This is a genomic window from Pseudarthrobacter sp. NIBRBAC000502772, from assembly GCF_006517235.1.
GTDB lineage: Bacteria > Actinomycetota > Actinomycetes > Actinomycetales > Micrococcaceae > Arthrobacter.
The window spans coordinates 2,513,453-2,537,571 of sequence record NZ_CP041188.1; the positions used below are offsets into that span (position 1 = coordinate 2,513,453).

The window sequence follows — 24,119 nt, forward strand, 5'->3', positions numbered from 1 at the left end:
CTCCTAGGGATTGGTGGTAGATGGGGTGGCGGGTTCGTGCTCTTCCCAGTTGCAGGCGCGGGTGACGGCCTTTTGCCACCCGGCGTACAGGGCAGAGCGTTTTTCTTCAGACATGTCCGGGGTGAAGGCCCGGTCAAGTGCGAATGTGTCACGCAGTTCGTCTTTGCTCGCCCAGAACCCACAGGCAAGGCCCGCCAGAAGCGCGGCTCCGCGTGCCGTGGATTCGACTTGCCGGGGACGGAGGACCGGGACGTTGACCATGTCGGCCTGGAACTGCATGAGGAAGTTGTTCCGCACCGCACCGCCGTCGACACGGATTTCGGAGACGGGGAGTCCGGCATCGGCCTCCATGCAATTGATGACGTCCTTGATCTGGAACGCAATGGATTCGAGCGTGGCCCGGATGATGTGGTTGCGGCTCGAGCCACGGGTGAGTCCGAGGATCGCGCCGCGGGCATACGGGTCCCAGTACGGCGCGGCCAGGCCGGTGAACGCGGGAACAACGTATACCCCGCCGGAATCCTCCACCCGCATTGCGGCGTACTCACTGTCGGCCGAATCATAGATGACCCGGAGCTCATCCCGTAGCCATTGGATGGACGCCGCGGCCACGAAAATCAGTCCTTCAAGCGCATATTCAACTTCGCCGTTGATTCCCCAGGCAATGGTGGTCAGCATTCCGTTCGCCGAGCTGACTGGTTTGTCGCCGGTATTCATGACCAGACTGGCGCCGGTGCCGTAAGTCGCCTTGACCATGCCGCGGTCGAAGCACGCCTGCCCGAACAGAGCCGCCTGCTGGTCTCCGATTGCCGAGGCGACCGGGATATGGGCGCCCGCAAAGATTCCGTCGCAGGTGTGTCCGTAGACTTCGCTGCTTGGCCGGACGTCGGGGAGCATTAGACGGGGTACGCCCAGCTCACCGAGGAGTTTGTCGTCCCAGTCCAGGGTGTTGATGTCGAAGAGCATCGTCCTCGCCGCGTTGGAGTAATCGGTGACATGCGCGGCCCCGGCAGTCAGGTTCCAAATGATCCAGCTGTCGATGGTGCCGAAGCACAGCTCGCCGGCCTCCGCACGGGCCCGTGCACCGGGGACGTTGTCCAGGATCCACGCGATTTTGGTGCCGGAGAAGTAGGCGTCGATGACCAGCCCGGTCGTGGACCGGACATGCTCCTCCAGACCCTTCTCTTTGAGGCCGTCGCATACTCCGGCCGTGCGCCTGTCCTGCCACACGATGGCGTTCATGATGGGCTTGCCCGTGTCCCTGTCCCAGACGACTGTGGTTTCACGCTGGTTCGTGACGCCGATCGCACCGATGTCGTGCGGATCGATCCCGGCTCCCTGAAGGGCACGCCGTGCCACGGCCAGTTGTGTATTCCAGATTTCCATGGGATCGTGTTCCACCCACCCCGGCTTGGGGTAGATCTGGGTGAACTCCTGGCTCGCTTCGCCTACGATCTCTACCTTTGAGTCATAGATGATTGCCCGGATACCGGTTGTCCCGGCATCCAGCGCCATGATGTACTTCGTTGTCATCGCCGGTCCATTTCTGTGTGCGTTGCGGATTCGAGGTGCAGCGCTTTAGTTCGATTCGAAGAGGATCATGGCCTTCATCCCTTGGCCTGATCCGGCGTAGTCCATGGCCTTTTCGATGTCATCCAGTGTGAACGTCTGGCTGATCAGTGGCGAGAGGTCCAGCCTGCCCTCCCCGACGAGGCTGAGGGCTGATGCATAATCGGAATTGCTGGAACCCGTTGTACCGGTCAGAGTCAAGCCCTGGTAGTGGACCCGGTTGGTGTCAAGGGCAACAGGTTGCGCTTTGCCGAGTCCGGCAAAGAAATTGACTCTTCCGTGCGTTGCCAGCAGGTCGACGGCCTGAGCCTGTACCTCGGGCTTGGAGACGCAGGTCAGGGCAACATCAACTCCCAGACCACCGGTTTCCTCGGCCACGACAGTGGCCAGGTCGCGTTCGGTGAGGTTGACCAGCACATCGGCGCCGAGAGTACCCGCGAAGTCGAGCCGCGGTTGCCGGTTGTTCGAAACGATGACTTTCCGGGCGCCGTAGAGCTTTGCCAGCATGACGTGACAGGCCCCGATGGGTCCGGCACCCATGATCAGCACGGTGGAGTCCGGTCGGACATCAAGTTTGCTGACCGCGTTGTAGCAGCACGAGAGTGGTTCGACCAGTGCGGCCTCGGCATAGCCCACAGTCTCCGGCAGATGGAACACGTTGCCTCGGTTGAGGGCAAAGCGGGGTATCCGGACGTACTCCTGGAAGCCCCCGTCCATGGTGATGCCGAAGGCTTCATAGGAGGGGCACATGTTGTTCAGCCCAACGAGGCAGTTGGGGCACGTTCCGCAGCCGACGTTGGGCGTGACACTGACGCGGTCTCCGACGGCGTAACCAGTGACCTCGCTGCCCGCCTCCACAATCTCGCCGGCAAACTCGTGCCCAAGAACACGCGGAGTCCCTTCCGGAAGCTTGAAATGCCCGTTGGCGGCAATCCGACGGTCTGTGCCGCAGATCGAAGCGGCCCGGACTCTGATGATGATGTCTCCCGCGTCGGCTGTCGGTCTGGGGATGTCATCGACCGTGATATTTCCGGGGGAGTGAAGCCGTGCGGCTTTCATGATGTGCGTACCTCTTCCTGCGCCTCGGCGGCCACGGCGAAGAGCACCTTGTTGTACCAGATGGAGCGGTCCGTAAGACGGCGGAACACGGCCGGTGCTTCGCCCAGGGGGCGGACGTGGCTGATCAGTTCGTCCACGTGCAGGTCGCGGCCGAGGTGGGCGATGACCATGTCCCATTCGCTGCGGCCCTTCGGGGTGACCTTGGCGTTCCACGTCCCGTACAGTCTCAGTTCCCGCCGAAGTAGGGACGAGACTGTGTCCTTGGCCAGGTGCAGGTCGCCACTTAGGTCACCGAGCAGGACGACTTGTCCCTGGACCGAGGCTGATTCAATGGCCTGGATGAGCGCTTTCGGGTTGCCGGTGGCCTCGACAACGATCTGCGGGCCCCAGCCGTCCGTGGCTGCTCGGGCAAGATCTGCGGTGTCGCCGGTCTTGGCGTCAATGGTTTCGAAACCGAGCCGCGACATGGTCTCGAGCTTTCGGTCGTCGATGTCCGCCACCAAGACGCGGGAGCAACCAAGGATTCGCAGCCATTGAGCGGCCAGGGCGCCGATCGGGCCAGCCCCAATCACGAGGGCGGTGGCATGGGTTGGGATCTGCACTTTAAGCATTGCGTGCAGGGCCACCCCGGCGGGCTCGACCATTGCCGCGTGCGTCAGGGGCATGTCGTTCGGAACCCGGAAAATGCTTTGTTCGGGAACCCACATCCGTTCGGACATTGCCCCGTGACGTCGAGACCCGAAGTAGTCGTATCCGGTGCCGAGAGCGTATTCGCCGATTTCGGACATGGGATCCCCGTGCCTGTGCAGCAAAGGGAAGACGGCCGCCCGGTCCCCGGCGCTCAGGTGGGGGCTGTCGGGGGCTTCCTCGACGATGGCCGAAAATTCATGTCCGAGCACCAGAGGGTAATGATAGGCCTTGCCGTGTCCGTAGCGCAGGACGTCTGATCCGCAGACGCCGACGGCGCCGACACGGATCAGGACAGGGTTTTCGCCGACCGGTTCCGGCTCCGGAATGTCCGCATATTCAAGGTCGTTGAGTCCGTTGAGGATTGCAGCCTTCATGGCAGCTTAGACCTCCATGCCGTAGCGGTGGGCCTTGTGCGTGGGATAAAGCGCGATCTGGGGGATGGTGACGTCCGGGGTGCGGGTGGCAACGAACAGGGTGATTTCGGCAACGTTGTCCACTTCGATGCAGCTGGCGTGGATACCTTCCTCGATTTCCTTCTTGTCGAGCCAGCCGTCGATGTAGGCCGGGACGTCGCCGTCGTACAGACCCTTGTCGATGATCTCGGTCATCGGAGTCTTGACATGGGAGGGGTTGATGACAGTGACGCCGATCTTCTTGTCTTTGCCCTCCAGGAGGATGTTCTTGCTGAACCCCATCAGACCGTGCTTTGAGGCGCGGTAGGGGCTGTGGCCCGGGCCGGAGGCAACACGGGCGGAGGACGATCCCATGTTGATGATGCGGCCGCCGTTTTCCTGCTTCTCCATGATCCGGAAGGCCTCCCTGCACATCAGGAAGACAGCGGTCAGGTTCGGAGTCATGGTCTTGTTCCACTCATCCAGGGTGACGTCGACGACGGGCGGCGCCAGTGAGTCACGACCGGCGCTGTTGACGATCAGGTCTACACTTCCCCAGTTGGTTTTGGCCCACGCGAACAGGTCGACTACGGACTGTTCGTCGGTGACGTCGGCGAGAATGGAATGGACGTCCCCGCGGCCGTAGCCGCGGATGCTTGCGGTGACCTTCTCGAGTCGTTCTTCGTCGATGTCGACCAGGAGGACCTTGCTTTCGTTGGCTGCGAAGATCCGGGCGACGGCTTCGCCGATTCCGGAAGCTGCGCCGCTGATGATGGCGACTTTGCCGGCCAGGGCGACTCCGGTCTGGGGGACGTATGTTTCGCTCATTGTGATTTCTCCTGTTGGTTTTTGAAACTGTGGTGGTGAGGTTTGGGGGGCCTGCTTAGGCCCGGGTTCCCGCCGTGTGGGAGCGAGGGGAGCTGGCGGCGAGTTCAGCTGCTTGGCCTGCCTTGGTGGTGATTTCCTCCCAGCGCCGGCCGGTTACGGCATCCTTGGTGGCGATCCAGGATCCGCCGCAGGCGGCCACGGATGGCTGGGCCAACCACGCTGAGACGGTGTCTGCGGTGATCCCGCCGGTGGGCATGAACGACACGTCCGGGTACGGGGCGCTGAGGGCCTTGACCAGGGGTATGCCACCGATGGCCTCGGCCGGGAAGAGCTTGAGTAAACGCAGCCCAAGGGACCGCGCCGCCTCGATTTCTGACGGCGAGGTGACGCCTGGAATGATAGGGATGGAGCGTTGCCTGGCCCGCTCCACGACCGAGGCGTTGAGCCCCGGGGAGACGATGAAGTGTGCACCGGCGTCTGCTGCTGCGTCGACGTCTTCTTCGGACAGGATGGTCCCGGCCCCGACCAGCAGTCCTGGGACGTTGTCCACCATGCGGGCGATGGCGTCGGCCGCGACGGGGGTTCTGAAGGTGATCTCCGCGACGGGAAGGCCCGCGTCGACAAGTGTCTTGCCCAGCGGAATTGCGTCGTCTGCATATTCGATTTCGATGACGGGCACTATCGCGAGTTCGCGAAGTCTCTGGAGCAGGTCCTCGGCGTTCATGCCGTTTGCCTTCTTTCGTTCTGCGGGATGTTGGCTGTCCGGGCGGGGGTGATGTGGTAGGCCTGTCCGAGGGACGGGAGCGTCCACTGCACGTCGCCGGCTAAGCGCGTGAGCTCCTGTGCCGCGACGCCGGGGTCTACTGTGTTGAAGTCAAAGAGGCCGAAGTGGTGCCCGACGACGGCCGGGATGTCCGCCGCCGCGCACAGTTCGAGGGCTTCATTTACCGTGAAGTTCCCTGGCACCCCGTTCTGAAGCCGGTGGCTGTCCCTGCCGTTGATGGGGAGCAGCGCAAGGTCGACCCGCATGTTGCGGAGGAGTTCTGCCTGGCCCTGGTAGGGGACGCAGTCGCCAGAGTGGTATATCTTCACGCCTGCGATGTCGATGATGTAGCCCAGGAAAACGGAATCCCCGTTGATGTCGGTTTCCAGATCTTCGTGGGCTGCCGGGACGACGGTGACGCTGATGTCGCTGGCTAGTTCCACGCTGCTGCCGGCTGTGACCGGAATCAACAGCTCGACGGGGATGTGCCGGTCCATGGCCACCTGGGTTCGTGCCCTGGGGGCAAGGAAGAAAGGACGGTTCCTCGTCTGCAGGGCCCGGACGGTCTCCGGATCCAAATGGTCAGTATGGGCGTGGCTGTGAAGGACAGCCTGTATGCCCACCATCTGTTCCGGGTCCACAGGGACTGGATGAAGGCGAGTGTGCGGGAAGATGGTCCCCGCGTATTTGGTGGCGAGACTGTCCGAGAGATAGGGATCAATGAGTATCCGGCGTCCGTCGTGTTCCAGAGCAAATCCGGCCTGGCCCAACCACCAGAACCTGACGTCCCCCGATGGAGCGGCGGCAGCGGTGAGGTAGTCTGCAGCCGGTCCGTCGGGAATTAGGCGGACCAGAGGGAAGTTCACAGGGTCACCATCCGCTTCGGAGGGAACGGTCGGTTCGTCCACGTCGATCACGCCGCCATCGGAGGCTGCCGCGTGTGCGACGGTGACACGGTGGCGCTGTTCCCCGGAGAAGTTTGCCACAAAGCCGTGACACGCCGTTGTGTGCGATTGAACATTTTCGGTGCCTTTCTGGTGTCCAGTAAGCGGTCGCCGTTGCCATTGGCGTTGCTCTTGATCACACAGTAGCAAGAATTTTCCGACAAGAAAATAGTTTGGGAAGAAAATTCCCAACAGATGTAAGCTGGGGGCCATGTGTGGAATCGTGGGATATGTCGGAAGCGTCAACCAAGACCAGGGCAATATCGGAAATCGTGCCCTGAACGTCGTCCTCGGTGGCTTGAGCCGCCTTGAATACAGGGGGTACGACTCGGCGGGCGTGGCCGTGCTCGCTGACCGCGGGATCAGCTCCCGAAAGAAAGCTGGAAAGTTAGCGAATCTTGAAAACCTTCTCCGCTCCAACCCGCTGCCCCCCGCGCAGGTAGCCATAGGCCATACGCGGTGGGCCACGCACGGGGCGCCGACGGACGCGAACGCCCATCCGCACCTTGCTGATGATGGCCGATTGGCAGTCATTCACAACGGGATCATCGAAAATTCCGGCCCGTTGCGGAGCTGCTTGACGGCCCGTGGCCACGTGTTTCTCTCGGAGACCGACACCGAAGTCGCAGCTGCACTACTGGCTGATGTCTACCTCACCCTGGGTGGGGATCAGGCTGGCGGTGATGCTCTGGCGGCAGCCATGCGCCGTACCTGCGCGGAGCTGGAGGGGTCCTTCACGCTTCTTGCGGTACATAGCAATCATCCCGGACTCATCGTCGCGGCGCGGAGGAATTCCCCGCTCGTGGTTGGCCGGGGTGAACGCGAAAATTTTCTCGGATCGGATGTGTCGGCGTTCATAGACTCAACCCGCCGCGCCATTGAGCTCGGGCAGGATCAGGTTGTCAGCCTCACGGCTGACGAAGTGACCATCACTGATTTCCACGGCAAACGTGCTGCCGGTAAGGAATTCGTCGTCGACTGGGACGCCAGTTCGGCCACGAAGGATGGCCATTCATCGTTCATGGCGAAGGAGATCCAGGAGCAGCCAGAAGCGGTCCGCCGCACTCTCCGAGGGAGGATCGGCGCAGACGGGACGCTGTCTCTGGGCCAGCTTGGAATCAGTGACGCAGCTCTGGCCGGCGTCCGGAAGATCATCGTCGTGGCCTGCGGTACGGCCTCCTATGCCGGGCAGATTGCGAAATACGCCATAGAGCGCTGGTCCAGGATTCCGGTTGAAGTCGACTTTGCCCACGAGTTCCGTTACCGCTGTCCGATGCTTGATGACAGGACGCTGGTGATAGCCATATCGCAGTCCGGCGAGACGATGGACACGCTGATGGCCGTGCGGTACGCCCTTGAACAAGGAGCCAAGGTGCTCGCCATCTGCAACACCGTGGGAGCGACTATTCCGCGTGAATCCGACGGTGTGTTGTACACGCATGCAGGTCCTGAGGTGGCCGTGGCCTCCACTAAGGCGTTCCTTACCCAGGTGACAGCCGCGCTCCTGCTCGCTCTCTATCTTGCCCAGTTGCGGGGGACCGGGGACCCGCTGGAAATTTCCGGGGCAATCCTCGAACTAGGAGGCATGCCGGAAAAGATCCAACGGGCACTGGCGGCGGAGGAACAGATCGCCGCGCTCGCCGAATCGCTGGCCGATACGACGGCGGTACTCTTCATCGGTAGGCATGTCGGGCACCCGGTGGCCATGGAGGGGGCCCTGAAGCTGAAGGAGTTGGCGTACATTCACGCCGAAGGCTTTGCGGCCGGCGAGCTTAAGCATGGTCCCATTGCCCTCATCGAGCCCGGACAGCCGGTCATCGTCATTGTGCCCTCACTCGTGAGGAGTCGGACCCTTCACGCGAAGATGATGTCGACGATCCAGGAGATCAAGGCGCGCGGCGGTCGCGTCATCAGCGTCTGTGAGGAAGGGGACGCAGTGACTGGGGCGTGGGCGGATGTGGTCGTGGCCGTGCCGGCATCAAACCCGCTCCTGGCGCCACTACTAACCACCATCCCGCTGCAAATTTTTGCTGCCAGGCTGGCGGACGCGAAGGGGCTGGACATTGACCAGCCTCGGAACCTCGCCAAGTCAGTCACCGTAGAATAGCCGCGATGGCCATAGATAGAACTTTTTGCCGAAACTATGGTCATGACGGGAAATTCCTGCTAATTTGATGCTGTTACCAATGACGGTAATGCCACTGCAGCACCAACTGGTCCCGGCCGCATAGATCCTGCCGCCAGAGCGCCTGCAGTGCACATTCAGAGAGGGCCCACCATGTTTCAACGGAGAAACCGCTACCGGGGGAGCGCGGCAGTAGCCGTGCTTGCCTGCCTTGTCGCACTGACCACGGCCTGCGGTCCCGCCCCGGCCAGCCAGACGTCACAGGCAGACTCCGAGGCGTCAGCGGCGTTCACGGCAAAAGTCACCGCCGACGTCGCAGCTGCAACCGCACCGCAGACCACCACGACCAACCCCGTCCCAGCCAGCGCATCGCTCTCCAACGGGCCCAAGAAGATCGTGATCATTCCTTGTTCCATGGCCGTGGAAGGGTGCGCGCGGCCGGCCCGTTCAACGCAGGAAGCCTCGCGGCTGCTTGGCTGGGACGCGAGCATCGACGACCCCGCGAGCGACAGCACCAAGATCTCCGCGGCCATCCAGCGGGCAGTCTCCCGGAAAGTCGATGCCATTGCGTTGACGTCCATCGACGCCGCTGCAGTTCAGGGTGACATCAAGTCGGCCAGGGATGCAGGCATCGCCGTCACCTGCAACATGTGCGGCAACAAGGATGACCTTTACCAGTCGCTGATTCCAGCTCTGGACGCAAACAACAAAGCAGGATACCTCTTGGGGGAGTTCGCGTTCCTTGAAGCGCGCAAGCGTTTCAATTCAGCACCGAAATTCATCGTCCTGACCGATCCGGAATTCGACACCGTGAAGGCGCGCGTGAGCGGCCTCAAACAGTTCATTGAGGACTGCAAAGCTGCCGGAGCAGGTTGCGAGCAGGTAGCCGAGAGCTCGTTCCTGGCAGGTGAAATCAGCACCGTCGCGCCAGGGCGCGTTGCCCAGTTGGCCCGCAGCAACCCGCGCTACAACGTGCTGTTCGCAGGATTCGACGCGGCCATGCTGTTCTTCTCCCAGGGGCTACAGCAGGCAGGGCTGGCTGATTCCAAGAAAGCTTTCGGAATTTCGGTGGACGCCGACGTGGCCAATACCGAGATGATCCGCAAGGGGGGTTTCCAGGCGGCGTCCATCGGATTCGCCTTCGGCCGTGCAGGTTACGGCCAGGTGGACAATCTCAACAGGATCTTCAGTGGCCAGAAGCCGCAGGACCAGGGCATCACCGGCAAGCTCGTTACAGCGGAGAACGCCCCGGCTTCCGGCGGCTGGGATGGAGACTTCGACGGAGTCGCCCTTTACAAGGGACTGTGGAAGGTCGGCTGACGTGAACACCGCCGATTCGCCCCGCACTGTCCTGACGGTGCGGGGCCTGTCCAAGACCTTCGTCGGACAAAAGGCTCTCGATACGGTGGCCCTGGAGCTGCGCGCGGGGGAAGTACACGCGCTCCTGGGCCAGAACGGCTGCGGAAAGTCGACGCTTATCAAATGCCTTGCAGGGTTCCATCATCCCGACGAAGGCGCAGAAATGACCCTCGACGGCGTTCCCGTCACGTTGCCTTTCGAGCCCGCCCAAGCGGCGGCAATGGGTCTGGTGTTCGTGCATCAGGACCTTGGACTCATTCCGAACCTGTCCATCACCGAGAACTTCGAAGCCTCAAGGAGCTACGGATCGGGGTTGTTTTCGAGGATCCGCTGGTCGCGAATGCGGGAAAACACCGTTGCGGAACTCGCCCGCTTGGGGCACGCCGACCTCGACCCCAACACCCCCGTGGGGCGCTTGCCGATCGCGCAACAGACCATCGTGGCGATAGCCAGGGCGCTAAGCTCAGCCGGTGAAGGGGCCAAGGTGCTGGTGCTGGATGAGCCCACGGCTGCTTTGCCCGACTCGGAAGCTGCGCTGCTCTTCGCCGCCGTCCGGAAAGTGGTTGAAAGCGGCGTGGCTGTGCTCTATGTGACCCATAAACTCGAAGAGCTGGCCTCGTTCGCGGACCGGGCCACGGTCCTGCGGGATGGCCGGAATATTGAAACCATCGGCATCGCTGACACGGATCGCAAGAGCCTTGTCCGCCTGATCGTGGGGCGGGACGTCGAGGCTTTGCCCCTCGCCCGTGAGCTGGGGATGCCAGGACGTGAGCTCATGGACGTCCGGGGACTAACCGGAAAACGACTGAAGGATGTCTCATTCACGATCCGTGCCGGCGAAATCATCGGCGTCGCCGGGATGCTCGGATCCGGCCGGAGTGAACTCGCCCGTATACTCTTTGGCGCCCAGGAACCCGTCCGTGGCACCATCACAGTCAAAGGCAGTGAATGCCGGTTCCGGACGCCGAGGGACGCGGTGGCGCGGAAGATCGCACTCATCCCAGAGAACCGTCGTCGGGACGGCGGAGTGCTGGACATGAGCGTCGGGGAGAACCTCACCATTACGTCCATCGACCGGTTCTGGCGGCGAGTCAGGCTCTCAACCGGAACGGAACGAAAGTGGATAGCTCAAAAGATCGGCGAGTACGACGTCAGACCGGCGTCCTCCCAAAGGCTTTTCAAGGTGCTGTCCGGGGGAAACCAGCAAAAAGTGGTCATCGCCAAATGGCTGGAAACCAGTCCCGACATTGTCATCTTCGACGAACCCGTCCAAGGTGTGGACATCGGCGCCCGCGCGGAGATATTCGACCTCATCAACCGCGCGGCTGAACGGGGCGCCGCGGTCGTGCTGATCTCTTCCGAGATCGAACAGATGATTGCCCTCAGTCATCGGATCCTCATTCTCCGGCATGGACGCATCGTTGCCGAGGAATCAACCGCCGGCCTTACCGCCGGCAAGGTCACGCAGTCGATGTACTTCGACGGCGAACGAACTAAGGAAACAACGTCATGACCTCGACCCTCGACCCGTCATCTGCCCCATCAACAGCCCGTGAGCCTAGAAAAACCGGATTTCGCATCCTGCGAAGGCGGCAAAATGAGGCGCTGCCATTGTTCTTCGCCCGGATAGCGCTGCCGCTGCTCCTGATGCTCCTGATTATCGTTTTCTCCCTTGCGGCCCCCGACACCTTTGCAACGGTGGACAACCTCAAAACAGTGCTGAACCTGCAGGCGGTACTGACAATCCTTGCAATCGGGCTGCTCCTTCCGCTGATCGTCGGAGAACTTGATCTCTCCGTGGCTGCCAACCTGGGCCTCGGACTGATCCTGGTGACAGGCCTGACTTCACAGCAGGGCATGCCGGCGGTCCCCGCCATGATCACCGCCATTGCGGCCTGCACCGCTGTTGGACTAATCAACGGCCTGCTGGTCAGCAAGGTGGGGATCAACTCCTTCATCGTCACTATTGGCATGAGCACCATCCTCACCGGACTTATCGGCGCCTACACGCTCGGGAACGTCTTCTACGAGAACATCCCCGAGGAGCTAACCGGGCTCGGGCAAGGCAACCTGCTCGGCATTCCCTTGCCCGTGGTCGTCGCGGCAGCCATAGGGCTGATTGTCTGGTACATACTGTCCCAGACGCCCGCCGGGCGCTTTCTGTACGCAATTGGCGGGTCGAGGGATGCCGCGCGCCTCTCCGGGATCGCCGTACCGCGGTTCACCATTGGAGCGTTCGCTGGGGCGGGGGCCCTGGCCGGAATCGCCGGTGTGATCCAGGCAGGAATCCTCGGAAGCGGCAGCCCAACGGTGGGCCCCCCATGCTGCTTCCTGCCTATGCCGCAGTTTTCCTGGGCGCCACCGCGTTCCTCCCGGGTACTTTTAACGTGTGGGGCACCATCGTCGCCGTCATAACGCTCCAGGTCGGCACCACAGGGCTGGCACTCATCGGAGCGCCGTTCTGGATTGAGCCGTTGTTCACCGGAACGGCCCTCATTGCCGCAGTCGCCGCAACCAGATTCCTGCGCGGCGAAGCCACCTAGGCGCTGCATCAAGACCTGAATAAGCCACCACAACAACAAGAAGGCGAAACACGTGAACATCAATCTTGAAGGAAAAAAAGCGCTGGTTACAGGGTCCAGTCAGGGAATCGGGCTCGCGATTGCCAAGGGCCTCGCGGCGGCGGGTGCCACCGTGACCATCACAGGACGCAATCCGGAACGGGTGGAGAAAGCCGCCCAGACGGTTAACAATCTCAACCTTCCAGGGACCCTGATACCACTGGCTGTTGACCTCTGCTCGGACGAGGGAACCGCCCAACTCTTCGAGGCTCTTCCCGCCGTGGACATCCTGATCAATAACCTGGGCATTTTTGAGCCCAAGTCGTTCTTCGACATCGACGACGACGAATGGATCCGATATTTCGAAGTCAACGTCCTCACGGGAATCAAGACTGCCCGCCAGTATCTTCCGGGGATGATGAAGTGCGGCTGGGGTCGAGTCGTATTCATCTCGAGCGAATCTGCACTGCAAATTCCGCCAGAAATGATGCACTACGGAGCAACAAAGACTATGCAGCTGGGAATCTCACGTGGGCTGGCGGAACTGACCGCCGGGACTGGAGTTACCGTCAACTCAGTGCTTCCAGGACCGACCTTCTCCGAGGGCGTATCCGACTTCGTTGTGAAGATGGGCGGTGACTCCCAGCTCTCCGCCCAGGAACAGACCGACGACTTCGTCAGGGAGCACCGACCGACCTCGCTGCTCCAGCGCGCAGCGACAACAGACGAAGTCGCCAACTTGGTCGTCTATCTCAGTTCCCCGCAAGCGTCGGCGACCGTTGGCGCCGCCGTTTCCGTGGATGGCGGCACCCGCCGAGCAATCTTCTAAGAAGCACCCCAGGAGTTCACGGCTCAAGCGGAGGAGGGGCGCGGGAGGGGTGGGCACGGGCGTGCCCACCCCTCTTTGCACATACGCCGCAATTGAGCGCTGGGTTAAGCCGCCCCCGTGGGATCAGCATCTTGCTTGGGCAGAACCGCCGCTCCAAGCGCGGAACTGTCGCCGCCTCTTCTGGCGGAACCCGCACCGGTCTGGCCCCTCACCGCGGTGCCGAACGGGCGCTCCTCAAGTCGACGCTGTAATTCTGCTTCGTCGCGCACCGGAGTTCCGGTGACAGCCCGGGAGCCCAGCCGACGTGTTCAACCGGCAGCACGTCATGGAGCTCGTGCACGCATCCGAAGTGGCCACTGCCGACCACGAGGACGAGAAATGTCAGCATGTCCAAATTCATGCCCCCGCGGCTAATTCCCATTGGAGAACCCGTCTATGGGGAGCAGGAGATCGAGCGTCCACACAGTGGCTTCGCCGAATATTTCGCTACGTCGGATTGACTGGAAGAGGAAGAGTGAACGTGACACGTATTGGCATTGTGGCCGAGTTGGGTCGCGAGACGAGGGTGGCGGCGACGCCTGTCACCGTGGGGAAGTTGTTGGAGTTGGGCTACGAGGTTGTGGTCGAGAAGGGTGCGGGGGAGGCTGCGTCGTTCCGTGATGCCGCCTACGAGGCAGCGGGCGCAATGATTGTGGGCGCCGACGAGGCGTGGGGCAGCGACGTGGTTTTGCGGATCAATCCGCCCACTGAGGAGGAGATCGGCCGCCTGGCCGACGGTTCCACACTGATCGGCTCATTGAGTCCGGGTTTGCGTCCGGAGCTGGTGGAGGCACTGGCGGCGCGGCCCATCACGGCGCTGGCGTTGGATGCCGTGCCGCGGATCTCGCGGGCGCAGTCGATGGACGTGCTCAGTTCAATGGCGAACATTGCCGGCTACCGCGCCGTGATCGAGGCAGCCCACGAATTCGGCCGGTTCTTCACCGGCCAGGTGACCGCGGCGGGCAAGGTTCCGCCGGCTAAGGTCCTCGTGGCCGGTGCCGGGGTTGCAGGCCTGGCAGCGATCGGTGCTGCGTCCAGCCTGGGTGCGATTGTGCGGGCGACGGATCCGCGGCCCGAGGTGGCCGATCAGGTGAAGTCCATCGGCGGGACCTACCTCAAGGTGGAGGTCGAGGAGGAGATGAAGTCCGCCGACGGGTACGCCAAAGCCACGTCAGAGGCGTACAACGCCCGTGCTGCGGAGATCTACTCCGAGCAGGCCCGGGACGTGGACATCATCATCACCACGGCCCTGATTCCGGGGCGTCCTGCGCCGAGGCTGTTGACGGCAGAGGATGTGGCCGGCATGAAGTCGGGCAGCGTGATCGTTGACATGGCTGCCGGGCAGGGCGGGAACGTGGAAGGCTCGGTCGCCGGGGAACGGGTGGTGACGGAAAACGGTGTGGTGATCCTCGGTTACACCGACCTTCCGGCCCGGTTGCCGGCCCAGGCCTCCCAGTTGTACGGGACGAACATGCTGAACCTGCTCAAGCTCCTGACGAAGGAGAAGGACGGCCAGCTGCGAATCGACTTCGACGACGTCGTGCAGCGCTCAGTGACCGTGGTGCGCAACGGGGAGAAGACCTGGCCGCCGCCCCCGGTCCAGGTCTCGGTCGCACCGACGGCACAGCCGCAGACCACAGCCGCCGAGAGCGCTGCGCCGAAGAAGAAGGAAGGGCTCAGCGCCGCCGGTAAGGCCGGACTCGTTGCCGCGGGCATCGCAGCGTTGTTTGTGGTCAATACGGTTGCGCCGGCGCCGCTGCCGCAGCATTTTACTGTGCTGATGCTCTCGGTCGTGGTGGGCTTTTATGTCATCGGGAAAGTGCACCATGCCCTCCACACCCCGCTGATGTCGGTCACCAACGCCATCTCCGGGATTATCGTCGTCGGTGCACTGCTGCAGGTGACCTCCGAGAACCCTGTCATGCAGGTTCTCGCTGCGGTCGCGGTCCTGCTGGCCAGCATCAACATCTTCGGCGGGTTCGCTGTTACCCGGCGGATGCTCGCGATGTTCTCCCGCGGTGACAAGGCACGTTCATGAGCGCCGTACCCGAAGCCGCAGCAGGAATTTTAACGAGGAGCTTTACTGTGTCTGACACCGTCTCCGGTCCATTGACCGCCGACTCCATCGCGGGGGCGGCCTACATCGTCGCAGCCCTGCTGTTCATCCTCAGCCTTGCCGGGCTGAGCAAGCATGAAAAGGCCCGGGCAGGGGTCATCTACGGCATCACCGGGATGGTCATCGCCCTGGCGGCCACCATCTGGCTGACCCTCCAGGGCGCCTGGGGCACCGGCCATGGCCTCACCGGATTGGTCCTGCTCCTGGCTGCGGTGCTGGTCGGCGGAGCCATCGGGCTCTGGCGCGCACGCGTGGTGGAGATGACGGGCATGCCCGAACTTATCGCGCTGCTGCACAGCTTCGTTGGCCTCGCCGCCGTGCTCGTGGGCTGGAACGGCCACCTCGAAGCCCCGGCCCTGTCCCCGGACCTGACGGCTGTCCATCATGCCGAGGTGTTCATCGGGGTCTTCATCGGTGCGGTGACGTTCACCGGCTCCATCGTGGCGTTCCTGAAACTCTCGGCCCGGATGAAGTCCTCACCGCTGATGCTGCAGGGGAAGAACGCGATCAACCTCGGTGCCCTCGCCGCGTTCGTTGCCCTGACGGTCTGGTACGTCAACGACTCCCAGCTGTGGCTGCTGATCGTTGTCACCGTCCTCGCCCTGGGGCTGGGCTGGCACCTGGTGGCCTCCATCGGCGGCGGCGACATGCCCGTCGTCGTGTCCATGCTCAACAGCTACTCCGGCTGGGCCGCCGCCGCCGCAGGCTTCCTGCTCAACAACGACCTGCTCATCATCACCGGCGCCCTCGTCGGCTCCTCGGGCGCGTACCTGTCCTACATCATGTGCAAGGCCATGAACCGGTCCTTCATCTCCGTCATCGCCGGCGGCTTCGGCATCGCCGCCCCCGCCGCGGCCGACGCAGAGTACGGTGAGCACCGCGAAATCACGGCCCAGGCCACCGCCGAAATGCTGACCAACGCCTCGTCCGTGGTCATCACCCCCGGCTACGGCATGGCCGTCGCCCAAGCCCAATACCCAGTCGCTGAACTCGCCCACCAGCTCCGCGAGAAGGGCGTCAACGTCCGCTTCGGCATCCACCCCGTCGCCGGGCGCCTGCCAGGGCACATGAACGTACTCCTCGCCGAAGCCAAAGTCCCCTACGACATCGTCCTGGAAATGGACGAAATCAACGACGACCTCGGCGACACCTCCGTCGTCCTCGTCATCGGCGCCAACGACACCGTCAACCCCTCCGCCGCCGAAGACCCGGGAAGCCCCATCGCCGGAATGCCCGTCCTCCGCGTCTGGGAAGCCGAAAACGTCATCGTGTTCAAACGCTCCATGGCCGCCGGCTACGCCGGCGTCCAAAACCCCCTCTTCTACCGCGACAACTCCCAAATGCTCTTCGGCGATGCCAAACAACGCGTCGAAGACATCCTCAAAGCGTTCTAAGCGAACGGAGGACGGAGGCGACGGGACGTCGTGTCCGCTGACGGGTTTTCGCCTCCCCGCAAGACCACAGCACGAATACGATGGCCGTCGCGACGATCCGGGAGAGGTACCAGCTCTCGGATCACTCGCGCCGGACAATGATTTGGGAACTCGGCACGAACCCGCCGCGTGAGCATCGTGGCCCGAGACTGGACCGCAGGCCCCGGCCACACACTTTACCTGCAAACCCCAACCGACTGAACAAGCTGCTGCCCGCGGTGGCCATGCCAGCGAAAATTTCGCAGCAAAGGCGTCGTGAACTCGTCAACCGCGAGCAACGCCGTGGGGAGGTTCCGGCGCCTCACCGCTGAAGGCGGGCAGCACATGCTCGGCTATCTCTTCGAGAGCCTCTTCGACTGGCCGGGAACTGGGACGGAAGTTTAGTGCAACGTGCGCAATACCCGCGCCCTCGAGCTCGCAGAGATAGCTTTGCAGCTGGCGGCGCCCCAAACGCGCCCCGAACCTGATGGGCTCCGCCGGGGCGTTGGGGTCGTCGAGCAGATCCACCAGCATCGTGGTAATCGCCGGTTTGTACTCGCCCCCCGGGACTGAGTGTTTCCATTTGTCCGTTACGGGCTTCATGAAATGGGCCGGACGGTGATAGGTCATGTAGCCGTCCATGTTTTCGGCCACCCACTCCGTGCTCTGCTGGGCACGCCCCACCGCGATCAGCGGAATTGACCCCTCATGTGGTGCCGGAAGGACCTTCATGCTGGCACTCGGGAGTTCAGCGCTGTCGCGCCAGAGACGCCTGAGCGTACTCACGGCTGTTCGGTACTGTTCGCCGCGCGACTCAAAGTCCACGCCGAAATTCGGATATTCAGCGGGACGGTCCCCGGAGGCGACACCGAGGATCAGCCGTCCCCCGGACAGCTGATCGACGGTGGCCGCCATTTTCGCAACATGCAGCGGGTGCCGCAGGGGCAGCACGACGGCGGCTGTTCCCAACAGAATGTTGTCGGTGACACCAGCGAGGAACCCGAGATAGGCAAACGGGTCAAAAACCTGTCCGGCGTCACCGAACTCCGGAATCCACAACGGCACGTCACGCAGCCACAACGCCTTGAAACCCAGCTTGTCCGCGAGCACTGCCCGCTCGCGATGTTGCTGCAGGTCCGGTATTCCGAAGGTTGAGGTCATTTTCTTCCCGGCCGGGCCGCGAGCAGCGAAGTCGTTGTCGAGGGGGAGCTCGACCCCCAGGGTCATTCCCCGGCCCTGCCTGCTCAGAACATCTAGTGCGCGAAACCGCGGCTGACCTGATTTCCGGGCTTGAGTGGATGAGAGGGCGGCCGTACGATCCGAAGTCATGATTGCTTCCTTGAGGTGGTGAGGTTCCGCTAAATTGATGCTTCTACGACGGCGTCAGTCGCGGTTTCAGAGGTGTTGTCGCCAATAGTGGCCGCCGTTTTAGAGCGTTTGGCGCTGATTGCGGCGATGGCCATCACGCCGAGGCCCAGGAGCGTGATGCCGGCTCCGGCCCAGATCGGCGAGGTGTAGCCGAGGCCGGCGGTGATGGTCACGCCGCCGAGCCAGGCGCCGAGGGCGTTTCCGACGTTGAACGCGCCGATGTTGGCGCCGGAGGCCAAAGTGGGGGCGCTGTGGGCGTATTTCATGACCCGCATCTGCAGTCCGGGGACCGTCGCGAAGCCGAAGCCGCCGAGCAGGACGATGGAGGCGATGGTGAGGGGCTGGTTGCCGGCGGTCAGCGCGAACCCCACGAGGACCGCCACGAGCACTGCCAGGACCACGAGGAGGGTGCGGTCCACGTTTCGGTCCGCGGCCTTGCCGCCCACGGTGTTGCCGATGAACAGTCCAACGCCGAAGAGGATCAGGAGCCAGGGCACGGTGGAGGCCGCGAAGCCCGTGACCTCGGTGAGGGTGAAGGCAATGTAGGTGAAGGCGCCGAACATGCCGCCGTAGCCGAGGATGGTGACGAGGATGGACAGCCAGACCTGGCCGGAGCGGAAGGCGCGCAGTTCGCTGCGGAGGCTCCCGGGGGCGGTGTCGCCGCGGCCGGTCTTAGGGACCAGGGTCAGGATGCCGACGAGGGCCAGGACGCCGATGCCCGTGATGGCCCAGAACGTGGAGCGCCAGCCTGCCGCCTGGCCGAGCATGGTGCCGAACGGAACGCCCAGGACGTTGGCGGCGGTGAGTCCGGTGAACATGATGGCGATGGCGCCGGCTTTCTTGGTGGGGGCCACCATGTCAGCGGCCACTACTGCCCCGATGCCGAAGAACGCACCGTGGGCCAGGGCGGCAACGATCCGGCCGATTATCATCATGGAGTAGTCGGGGGCGAGGGCGGAGACCAGGTTACCGCCGATGAAGAGCACCATCAGCACGGCCAGGACTGGCTTGCGCTCGAAGCGGGTCACGGCCGCGGTGAGCAGGAGGGCGCCGACGACGACGGCGAGGGCGTAGCCGGAGATCAGCCAGCCGGCCGTGGCCTCGCTGACGCTGAAGTCAGCGGCAACCTCGGGCAGCAGGCCCATGATCACGAACTCGGTGAGTCCGATCCCGAACCCGCCGAGGGCGAGGGCTATCAGGCCAATAGGCATGGTGAAGCTCCTTCAAAAACTGTACGGAATGGGGTAGGGCGCGTAAGCTAGTAGTTGCAGACGCGTTATTTATTGTTGCACAAGCAGATACCACGCGCAAGCAACTATTATTTGTTGTGCCCCGCTTCACAGCCGCGGGCACACGATCCGAAGGGAAGTACCAGATGGGCATCAAGGACGACGCCGTTGAAGTCCGCGCGCAGGGCTGGCGGACCCTCGCAGCCCTGCACGGCCTGATCGAGTCGGAACTGGAACGCTCGCTCCAGGCCGAAGCCCAGCTCTCCGTCGTCGAATACACGGTCCTCGACGCCCTCAGCCGCCAGGACGGCTGGCACATGCGCATGCAGCAGCTGGCCCGCGCCACCGCGCTCAGCGCCAGCGCCACCACGCGGCTGGTAAACAGGCTCGAGGACCGCGGCCTGCTGACCCGCATCCTCTGCGCCGATGACCGGCGCGGCATCTACACCGAACTCACCGACAACGGAATCAGGCTGCTTGAAGAGGCACGCCCCACCCACGACGCCACGCTGGAACGCGCCCTCGCCGAAGCCCAGACAGTACCCGAACTGGCCCCGCTGGTCGACGCGCTACCCAAACTGCACGCATCCGTTTGAAATGCGCAAGCTGGGCGAGTTCAATGTGGCTCGAACGGAATTCCGTTAGCACATGAGTAGATTTGAAAGACGGGGTTGACTCGAGGTTTGCGATGACAGCTCCGCGGATCGCCGAATCACCCGCAGCGTTGGAGTGCTGGCCGCATAGTAGTTTGCCAAGCGCAGCATGTGTTCTGGCATTCGGCGATGTCACGGGTACGGACCGTCGGTGCACGGCTTACCGGAAGATAACGGTCCAAGCGTCATCGCCACCGGGGCATACCAACTCGCCCGAATGTATGATAGCCGCCCCGCTCGTAAGTGCGGGGCGGCTATCGCGAATCGCCTTCTGGCGTAGGCAACGTTTTCAGCTCGTTGCAGTCAACCGCCACCCGCAGAAGTTCCCGGCAGTTGCCCGGCGAGCCGGGCAACTGCCGCTGTCCGCTACTGACTCCTGGGGCGTGGTGCAGTTTCGTAGTTGATCACATCGAGGAGTACTCATTGCCTGGCAGGTCGCCGTTGACCGTGTACCCACCATCTACGGCGAGAACTGCACCGGTCGAGTACGACGCCTCTTCCGACGCTAGGTAGGCGATCGCCGACGCGACCTGTTCGGCCTGTGCGACGGAACCGAGAGGGATACGGCTCTCCAATGCAGAGAGAACCTCGGGCGTGTACATGGGTGTGGTCAGAGCCGACCACGTGGCGCCCGGCCGTACCGCGTTGACGGTGATGCCGTACTCGGCCCAGTCGGCTGCGAGCGTGAAAGTCAGGGCCTCGATCCCGCCCTTGGAGGCGGCATAGCCTGCCGAGTCGCGAAGAGAAATCGTGGCGTGGATTGACGATACGTTGACGATCCGACCAGGCTGGCTGGCCGCCACCAGATGGCGGGCGACGGCGGTAGACATGAGGAATGCCCCGCGGAGGTTGACGCCGATTACGGCATCGAAGTCCTCTACGCTCATCTCAAGCGCAGGCGTGATCTTAAGGATGCCGGCGCAGTTGACCAGACAGAAGGGTATGCCCAGCCGGTCGACAACCGCCCGCACCGACCCCTCCACGGAGCGTTTTTCGGAGACGTCAGCGGCGAAAGGAGCGGCGCGGCCGCCAATCTGATCGATGAGCCTAACCGTCTCATCCGCACCCTCTTGCGAGATATCAAAAACTGCTACCAGCGCACCCTCCGAGGCGAGCCGCAGGGCTGTAGCACGACCGATCCCTGCGCCTGCTCCGGTAACGATGGCGACTTTTCCCTCGAATCGGTTCATGTCTTCACTCCCAGTTGCGCCACACCCGTTGCGTCCATCCCGATGGGGATCTCCTTCTGGGAGATCGGCTGCACGCCCAGGGTAAGTTCGATCTGCAGCGTGTCACCGCCGGAGATCTTGATCGCGCCATGTTCGCTCTCAAGGGGGCCGAACGGCGAAGTGGTGTGCGGCTCCACTGCGACGATGTGCGCTGTGCCCCACCACGGGTAGCCGCCAGGCGCGTGGGCTTCTTCCCAGATCCAGAGTTCGGGGAGGATTTCTGCGGGCCACGACATCGTTACCAAGAGATCCGATCCCGGGGATTTAAGCCCGAACCAGCCTTCGGAGACCGTAGCGTACAGCAGGTCGGCACTGCGTGATCCTGCTGGTGCCAGATTAAAGACCCCGACGCCGTCAACAGGGGAAGCGTCGATCCGAGCGCCGGGGGCATGCAGCTGCGAGGAGGAAAACTTTTCCGGATGACTCGTCAAGGCGGCGAAGGCGCCGTACACCTGGCCTGACCCCGCAATGGTCTGGGTATTGAATGCGGGGTGGAAGCCCCAGTGGACCGGCAGTTCGGTGTCGGAAATGTTCTCGACACGAGCGGAGACATGAAGTACTCCGCCATCAAGTCGGAACGTCTTCGTCAAAGCGAACGGGTACCGCGTGAGCACGGTAGTACACGTCAGCGTCGACTCCGTTTGCTCTACGGTCCAGGGTCGTCGCAGCGCCTCCCCGTGGAAAGGCAGAGTTGCCCCTTCTACTTCTGTCGCAGGTCCGGCGTTCGGAAAAAGTTCCTGCATGCCGCCTGGGTAGTTGTCGAAGTACGAACGAGGATCAGCATCGTAGTCGCCCCGCACAGGCGGCAATCCGCGCGACCTCGGGTTCTGCCAGAGAACTTCGGTCTCCGTCGGGCGCCAGATCACTGAAAGGACATCCGCACCGCGCTCAGGGTTGACGGTGACAGCAAGCAGGTCGCTCTCAAGCCGGTAGGTTTGACAGTCGGCATTCCGTGAGATTGTCACCATCATGCCCAACCGATTACGGTTTTGCCCACGCTGCCGTTCGCGAAATCGGCGAAAGCTGCCGGACCGTCTTCGATGTTCGAGATGCGGGTAATGATCGGGTCGAGGTCGACGCTGTGCTTCTCAACTTCTCTGACAGCTTCCATCATGAGTGGGACGCTGAACACGAACATGCCTCGTAGTGTCACTTGACGCATGATGAGATCGGGAACGGGATCGATATCGAATCCGGGCCCGAGACCGACGAACACGACGGTTCCCCATGTGCGTACCCCTTCGAGCGCCGCGCGCCGGCCATGGATATTGCCTGAGGTCTCGATAACGACATCCGCCCTTTCTGCACGGAGCGTGGAGATGTCGAAATTGTTGGAGTCGTAGACGTCCGTGAACCCGATCTTTGAGGCGAATTTGCGACGTTGCGGACTCGGGTCGGTCGCGATGGCGTGGAGGCCCAAAGCTCTTGCCCAGGTGAGCACGGCAAGGCCGACAGGTCCGGCGCCGATCACAAGCACCGTTCCTCCCGGGCGCACCTCGGAACGTTGGATCGCCTGATATGCGGTGGTAGCCCCGCAGGCCAGGAACGCACCGGTGGCGAAGCTCACCGAGTCCGGCAGCACCACGGCGTCCTTCGCCGTCACTATGACTTGGTCCTGGCAACCACCTGGCCGGTTGAGGGAGTACACACGTGCGTTTTCGCAGTGCACGTCCCAACCCTTGCGGCAGGTTTCGCAGGTTCCACACCCGGAGTAGTGCTGAACAGCGACGCGGTCGCCGACGCTTGGGTGGGTGACACCCGGGCCGATCGATGCGACAACACCGGCTATCTCGTGACCTGGGGTCATTTCGGGGGAGCGCGGCTGGGTGGCGTTCTGCATCTGGTTGTGGGTCATATGGAAGTAGTGCAAATCGCTGCCGCAAAGGCCGGCGGCCTTCACGTCCAGCACGATCTCACCGGGACCCGCTTCCGGGAGCGCGGCATCGACAACGGAGACGCGGTCCTTCTCGGCGAAGCGCAGGGCGCGAACGGTTGTGGTCATGATGATCCTTTCAGTCAGGCGGCCGGCGCGTCGACGCGGGCGGCCATGAGGACAGATTCGTTCGTGGTTGTTGGATCGCTAGTGCCCAAGGTCGGGCTACAGCACAGAAAGAGCGTCCGGCCATCTTCCCCGCCGAGGGCAAGTGAATAGACGCTTAGCTCGCCGACGTCGATCGACTCAACGATTTCGCCTTCCGGTGAGACCCGGAGGGCAGCATGGGAGTTTGATGATGCCACCCAGATTGCGCCGTCAGAATCGGTTGCGAGGCCATCGGGGAGAACTTCGAGTTCCCGGGTGGCCCTGGCGATGTCGAGGTAGTCGGGAGCTTCGCCGAACTGCTTCCAGGTGCGCCTGGTGCCCAGCTCCGGGCGGCCGTCGGCGCCGACGGAGCAGTAGAACGCAGATAGGCGGGCCGCAAATGTCTCCGCCACGATGATCTCAGTGCGGTTGGGCGTGAAGACGATGCCGTTAGGGAACACCAGTCCGGGCGCAATGAGGTCGGCTGTTCCGTCGGGCGACACCCGCACAAGTCCCGTCCGTTGCAGCGAATCGGGATGGGCGTCAGAATTGCCGAAGCTGCCGACCAGCGCCCAGCCTTCCGGGGTCACCAGCATGTCATTCGCATAGCCGGTGATGAGGTTCCCGAAGCGTGCGTGAGCTGACAGTTTGCGGCCGTCCCAGCGCATGACTGCACGGTTTAACATCGATGTGACCAGGAGCGAGCCGTCTGGGGAAAACCCCAGTCCGGATGGGCGGCCGGGAACCGAGCACACGGTTTCGTGGGTGCCCGACGGGTCGAACCGCAGCACCCTCTCCGAGTAGAAGTCGGAGGCGAATAGCGCCCCTTCGTGCCAGCGCGGGCTCTCTAGGAAGCTAAATCCGGATGCGATTGTTGTCGCTTCCTCACAGGGGGAACGGGACACCGCTTACACCTTCTTCATCGAAGTGGAAT

Annotated in this window: 21 protein-coding genes; 9 read left to right on the forward strand and 12 right to left on the reverse strand. The window is 62.9% G+C overall.

Going from position 1 to position 24,119, the window contains the following annotated elements:
- Positions 1-3: 3 nt before the first annotated feature.
- The 6 genes from glpK to NIBR502772_RS11595 are packed head-to-tail and all read right to left on the reverse strand — an operon-like array spanning position 4 to position 6,287.
- Positions 4-1,533 carry a glycerol kinase GlpK gene (gene glpK / locus NIBR502772_RS11570; protein WP_141140290.1) on the reverse strand — a complete coding sequence of 510 codons (1,530 nt, stop codon included), beginning with the start codon at positions 1,531-1,533 and terminating at the stop codon, positions 4-6.
- Positions 1,534-1,578: 45 nt separating this feature from the next.
- Positions 1,579-2,628: a zinc-dependent dehydrogenase gene (locus NIBR502772_RS11575; protein ID WP_141140291.1), complete on the reverse strand. Its 1,050-nt coding sequence runs from the start codon at positions 2,626-2,628 to the stop codon at positions 1,579-1,581.
- A complete protein-coding gene (locus NIBR502772_RS11580; protein ID WP_141140292.1) occupies positions 2,625-3,692 on the reverse strand; it encodes a galactitol-1-phosphate 5-dehydrogenase in 1,068 nt (355 codons plus the stop codon). The genes NIBR502772_RS11575 and NIBR502772_RS11580 overlap by 4 nt, the downstream gene beginning before the upstream one ends.
- Positions 3,693-3,698: 6 nt before the next feature.
- Positions 3,699-4,538, reverse strand: a complete 840-nt coding sequence (locus tag NIBR502772_RS11585; protein WP_141140293.1) for an SDR family oxidoreductase — start codon at positions 4,536-4,538, stop codon at positions 3,699-3,701.
- Positions 4,539-4,593: 55 nt separating this feature from the next.
- Positions 4,594-5,262 carry a bifunctional 4-hydroxy-2-oxoglutarate aldolase/2-dehydro-3-deoxy-phosphogluconate aldolase gene (gene eda / locus NIBR502772_RS11590; RefSeq protein ID WP_141140294.1) on the reverse strand — a complete coding sequence of 223 codons (669 nt, stop codon included), beginning with the start codon at positions 5,260-5,262 and terminating at the stop codon, positions 4,594-4,596.
- Complete coding sequence (locus NIBR502772_RS11595; RefSeq protein ID WP_246848477.1) at positions 5,259-6,287, reverse strand: MBL fold metallo-hydrolase; 1,029 nt, start codon at positions 6,285-6,287, stop codon at positions 5,259-5,261. The genes eda and NIBR502772_RS11595 overlap by 4 nt, the downstream gene beginning before the upstream one ends.
- Positions 6,288-6,456: 169 nt before the next feature.
- On the opposite strand from NIBR502772_RS11595, the gene glmS reads away from it, so the two are divergent.
- From glmS to pntB, 8 genes are all read left to right on the forward strand, one after another.
- Positions 6,457-8,352 carry a glutamine--fructose-6-phosphate transaminase (isomerizing) gene (glmS, locus tag NIBR502772_RS11600; protein ID WP_141140295.1) on the forward strand — a complete coding sequence of 632 codons (1,896 nt, stop codon included), beginning with the start codon at positions 6,457-6,459 and terminating at the stop codon, positions 8,350-8,352.
- 171 nt (positions 8,353-8,523) lie between these two features.
- Complete coding sequence (locus NIBR502772_RS11605) at positions 8,524-9,690, forward strand: substrate-binding domain-containing protein (RefSeq protein WP_141140296.1); 1,167 nt, start codon at positions 8,524-8,526, stop codon at positions 9,688-9,690.
- A gap of 1 nt (position 9,691) precedes the next feature.
- A complete protein-coding gene (locus tag NIBR502772_RS11610) occupies positions 9,692-11,242 on the forward strand; it encodes a sugar ABC transporter ATP-binding protein (protein WP_168223528.1) in 1,551 nt (516 codons plus the stop codon).
- 98 nt (positions 11,243-11,340) lie between these two features.
- On the forward strand, positions 11,341-12,144 hold the full coding sequence (locus tag NIBR502772_RS11615) for an ABC transporter permease (RefSeq protein WP_168223529.1): 804 nt from the start codon (positions 11,341-11,343) through the stop codon (positions 12,142-12,144).
- The gene (locus tag NIBR502772_RS22410) at positions 12,117-12,272 is read left to right on the forward strand and encodes a hypothetical protein (protein WP_168223530.1); all 156 of its coding nucleotides are present in this window, start codon (positions 12,117-12,119) and stop codon (positions 12,270-12,272) included. Before NIBR502772_RS11615 ends, NIBR502772_RS22410 begins: the two co-directional genes overlap by 28 nt.
- 52 nt (positions 12,273-12,324) lie before the next feature.
- Positions 12,325-13,119, forward strand: coding sequence for an SDR family NAD(P)-dependent oxidoreductase (locus NIBR502772_RS11620; protein WP_141140299.1), 795 nt, complete (start codon positions 12,325-12,327; stop codon positions 13,117-13,119).
- Between the two features lie 520 nt (positions 13,120-13,639).
- Entirely contained in the window at positions 13,640-15,196 is a 1,557-nt protein-coding gene (locus NIBR502772_RS11625; protein WP_141140300.1) for a Re/Si-specific NAD(P)(+) transhydrogenase subunit alpha, read from the forward strand.
- On the forward strand, positions 15,193-16,668 hold the full coding sequence (gene pntB, locus NIBR502772_RS11630; protein ID WP_246848478.1) for a Re/Si-specific NAD(P)(+) transhydrogenase subunit beta: 1,476 nt from the start codon (positions 15,193-15,195) through the stop codon (positions 16,666-16,668). Before NIBR502772_RS11625 ends, pntB begins: the two co-directional genes overlap by 4 nt.
- Positions 16,669-16,971: 303 nt before the next feature.
- On the opposite strand, the gene NIBR502772_RS11635 is transcribed toward pntB, so the two are convergent.
- Both NIBR502772_RS11635 and NIBR502772_RS11640 read right to left on the reverse strand, forming a co-directional pair.
- Positions 16,972-17,913, reverse strand: coding sequence for an LLM class oxidoreductase (locus tag NIBR502772_RS11635; RefSeq protein ID WP_141140301.1), 942 nt, complete (start codon positions 17,911-17,913; stop codon positions 16,972-16,974).
- A gap of 131 nt (positions 17,914-18,044) precedes the next feature.
- Positions 18,045-19,265: an MFS transporter gene (locus NIBR502772_RS11640; protein ID WP_141140302.1), complete on the reverse strand. Its 1,221-nt coding sequence runs from the start codon at positions 19,263-19,265 to the stop codon at positions 18,045-18,047.
- Positions 19,266-19,429: 164 nt separating this feature from the next.
- Here NIBR502772_RS11640 and NIBR502772_RS11645 point away from each other — a divergent pair, with 164 nt between their 5' ends.
- A complete protein-coding gene (locus NIBR502772_RS11645; protein WP_011691674.1) occupies positions 19,430-19,879 on the forward strand; it encodes a MarR family winged helix-turn-helix transcriptional regulator in 450 nt (149 codons plus the stop codon).
- A gap of 461 nt (positions 19,880-20,340) precedes the next feature.
- Here NIBR502772_RS11645 and NIBR502772_RS11650 read toward each other — a convergent pair whose 3' ends face one another.
- The 4 genes from NIBR502772_RS11650 to NIBR502772_RS11665 are packed head-to-tail and all read right to left on the reverse strand — an operon-like array spanning position 20,341 to position 24,090.
- Complete coding sequence (locus NIBR502772_RS11650) at positions 20,341-21,126, reverse strand: SDR family NAD(P)-dependent oxidoreductase (RefSeq protein ID WP_141140303.1); 786 nt, start codon at positions 21,124-21,126, stop codon at positions 20,341-20,343.
- Complete coding sequence (locus NIBR502772_RS11655) at positions 21,123-22,136, reverse strand: hypothetical protein (protein WP_141140304.1); 1,014 nt, start codon at positions 22,134-22,136, stop codon at positions 21,123-21,125. The genes NIBR502772_RS11650 and NIBR502772_RS11655 overlap by 4 nt, the downstream gene beginning before the upstream one ends.
- On the reverse strand, positions 22,133-23,167 hold the full coding sequence (locus NIBR502772_RS11660; protein WP_141140305.1) for a zinc-binding dehydrogenase: 1,035 nt from the start codon (positions 23,165-23,167) through the stop codon (positions 22,133-22,135). Before NIBR502772_RS11660 ends, NIBR502772_RS11655 begins: the two co-directional genes overlap by 4 nt.
- 14 nt (positions 23,168-23,181) lie before the next feature.
- The gene (locus tag NIBR502772_RS11665; protein ID WP_141140306.1) at positions 23,182-24,090 is read right to left on the reverse strand and encodes an SMP-30/gluconolactonase/LRE family protein; all 909 of its coding nucleotides are present in this window, start codon (positions 24,088-24,090) and stop codon (positions 23,182-23,184) included.
- Positions 24,091-24,119 lie beyond the last annotated feature (29 nt).

Bases quoted from the DNA above. Each gene is read 5' to 3' on its own strand.
- NIBR502772_RS11605 (WP_141140296.1), top strand. From the start codon at position 8,524: ATGTTTCAACGGAGAAACCGCTACCGGGGGAGCGCGGCAGTAGCCGTG.
- NIBR502772_RS11575 (WP_141140291.1), bottom strand. From the start codon at position 2,628: ATGAAAGCCGCACGGCTTCACTCCCCCGGAAATATCACGGTCGATGAC.
- NIBR502772_RS11645 (WP_011691674.1), top strand. From the start codon at position 19,430: ATGGGCATCAAGGACGACGCCGTTGAAGTCCGCGCGCAGGGCTGGCGG.
- NIBR502772_RS11650 (WP_141140303.1), bottom strand. From the start codon at position 21,126: ATGAACCGATTCGAGGGAAAAGTCGCCATCGTTACCGGAGCAGGCGCA.
- NIBR502772_RS11635 (WP_141140301.1), bottom strand. From the start codon at position 17,913: ATGACCCTGGGGGTCGAGCTCCCCCTCGACAACGACTTCGCTGCTCGC.
- NIBR502772_RS11580 (WP_141140292.1), bottom strand. From the start codon at position 3,692: ATGAAGGCTGCAATCCTCAACGGACTCAACGACCTTGAATATGCGGAC.
- NIBR502772_RS11655 (WP_141140304.1), bottom strand. From the start codon at position 22,136: ATGATGGTGACAATCTCACGGAATGCCGACTGTCAAACCTACCGGCTT.
- pntB (WP_246848478.1), top strand. From the start codon at position 15,193: ATGAGCGCCGTACCCGAAGCCGCAGCAGGAATTTTAACGAGGAGCTTT.
- glmS (WP_141140295.1), top strand. From the start codon at position 6,457: ATGTGTGGAATCGTGGGATATGTCGGAAGCGTCAACCAAGACCAGGGC.
- NIBR502772_RS11640 (WP_141140302.1), bottom strand. From the start codon at position 19,265: ATGCCTATTGGCCTGATAGCCCTCGCCCTCGGCGGGTTCGGGATCGGA.
- NIBR502772_RS11585 (WP_141140293.1), bottom strand. From the start codon at position 4,538: ATGAGCGAAACATACGTCCCCCAGACCGGAGTCGCCCTGGCCGGCAAA.
- glpK (WP_141140290.1), bottom strand. From the start codon at position 1,533: ATGACAACGAAGTACATCATGGCGCTGGATGCCGGGACAACCGGTATC.
- eda (WP_141140294.1), bottom strand. From the start codon at position 5,262: ATGAACGCCGAGGACCTGCTCCAGAGACTTCGCGAACTCGCGATAGTG.
- NIBR502772_RS11660 (WP_141140305.1), bottom strand. From the start codon at position 23,167: ATGACCACAACCGTTCGCGCCCTGCGCTTCGCCGAGAAGGACCGCGTC.